The 1,725-nt window shown below is 67.8% G+C and carries 2 protein-coding genes; both read left to right on the top strand.

The window, feature by feature from the left end; all coding sequences use genetic code 11:
• A partial coding sequence (locus tag LQV45_RS30160; protein ID WP_230010884.1) for a D-alanyl-D-alanine carboxypeptidase family protein occupies positions 1–719 on the top strand: 719 nt, incomplete at its 5' end.
• A 59-nt stretch (positions 720–778) separates the two neighbouring features.
• On the top strand, positions 779–1,725 hold a 947-nt coding region (locus LQV45_RS30155), incomplete at its 3' end, for a hypothetical protein (protein WP_230010882.1).

The raw sequence follows: 1,725 nt of genomic DNA, 5'->3' as shown, positions 1-1,725 counted from the left end.
CCGTTCCGGAAAGCACCGCTACGGCGGCGCAGGCGCCGTCGGCTGTCCCGCCGTCGGCCGCGGCGCACCCTCCGTCGGCCGCTGCTCGCCCTCCTTCGGCCGCGGCGCCGGGGCCGCAGCACTCCCTTTCGGACCCCACCAGCCCGTGGGTGATCGTCAACAAACACCGCCCGCTCTCCCCCGCCACTTTTGTGCCGCCGGACCTGTCCCGGCCGGCCGTCCGTTTGGCGACGTCGGGCGAGGCGGCGCTGGTGAACAGCACGACGGCGGCAGCGGCTGAGACGATGTTCGCTGCCGCGGCTGCCGACGGCGTCATCATCACCCTGGCCAGCGGGTACCGTTCGTTCACAACGCAGCGGGCCACCTACGGCAGCTACGTGAATTCCCGCGGACAGGCGGAGGCCGACACCGCCTCGGCCCGGCCCGGCTACTCCGAGCACCAGACGGGCTGGGCGTTCGACATTGGCGACGGCAGCGGGGCGGACGCTTTCACGCCCCAGTTCAAGGACCGTCCGGCGGCGATCTGGGCCAAGGCGAACGCCCACCGCTTCGGCTTCGTGGTCCGCTACCCGTGGATGCTGCACGAAATCACCGGATATTTTTACGAGCCCTGGCATCTGCGTTTCATCGGCAAAGAGGCGGCCGCGGACATGCGCGCCCGCGGCATCGGAACGCTCGAGCAGTACTTCGGCCTGGAAGCGGCCCCGGCGTACCGCTAGGGCGGCGCAGATCCGCGGACTGTCCCGCCCAGGGCGTGTATGCCGTGTACATTGTCCGCATGGGGGACATTGGGGACGGCGACAGCCAAAGCGAAATCGATGCGATCGTGGGCCGGATCTCGGCCTTGGCTCACGAGGACGAACAACGGCGTCACAGCGGAGCGGAAGAGAAACTCGGAGCGGCCTTGGATGCCGCCCTGGAGTTCCTGCCGGAACTCAGCTTGCGCACGCTTCAAACACTGGAAGCGGACTTGGCCCGGCGGGACAGCCTCGCAGACTGTGGTGTCCTGGAATGGAGCTCCGCCGGCGAGCCGGGCACGGCGAAATTCCTGATCCGGTTCGCCTCCCCGCCGTCGCATTGCTACGGGACTCTGCGCAATGCCGCCTCGATTGAGGCGGCATTGCTCGACCTGCTACTTTTCCGCGATGTGCTGGAGGCCTACGGCGACTACATGTTCTTCGAGTGCCTCACCGGGGTCAAGGATATTCTGGGCCTCGGCCCGGGAGAAAGCCTGGCAGAGCAGGGCGTCGCCAAATACGACGCGGGCGGGGTTGCCTCGGTACTGCACAGTGCCGTGTCCATCGCCGGGCTGCAGCTGAAGCAGACCTCGGCCTACATCACGCCCCAGATGGGGTACGCCGGTGTGGGCGCCTACGCAGACGCCAAGGACGACTGCCACTTCATGACCGCAGCCTTGGCGCGCTGGATTCTGCGGAACCGCCCCAGCCCGGAAGCGGTTGCCGGGCTGGCCGGCAATGGCCGCTTGGCGAAGTTCGACATATCGCCCTCCACGCTGGATGCCGGGAAGCTGCAGGCGGAACTGTCCAAGCTTGACCTCAGCGGCCAGACTCGTGCCCTGGACAGCTGGAACTCAGTGGACGCCGGGACCGCGCGCCGCCGCCCAAGCCTTGCCGACGTAGACGACGGCGGAAAGCGGAGTTTCGAGGTCCGCAGCCTTACCGATGCGGGGACCGTGGGCGATGCGATGGAGAAACATATCTGCCG

This window comes from Microbacterium sp. Bi128 (assembly GCF_918698205.1).
The sequence above is the reverse complement of the archived record's forward strand: the minus strand, read 5'-3'. Positions and strand labels throughout refer to the sequence as shown.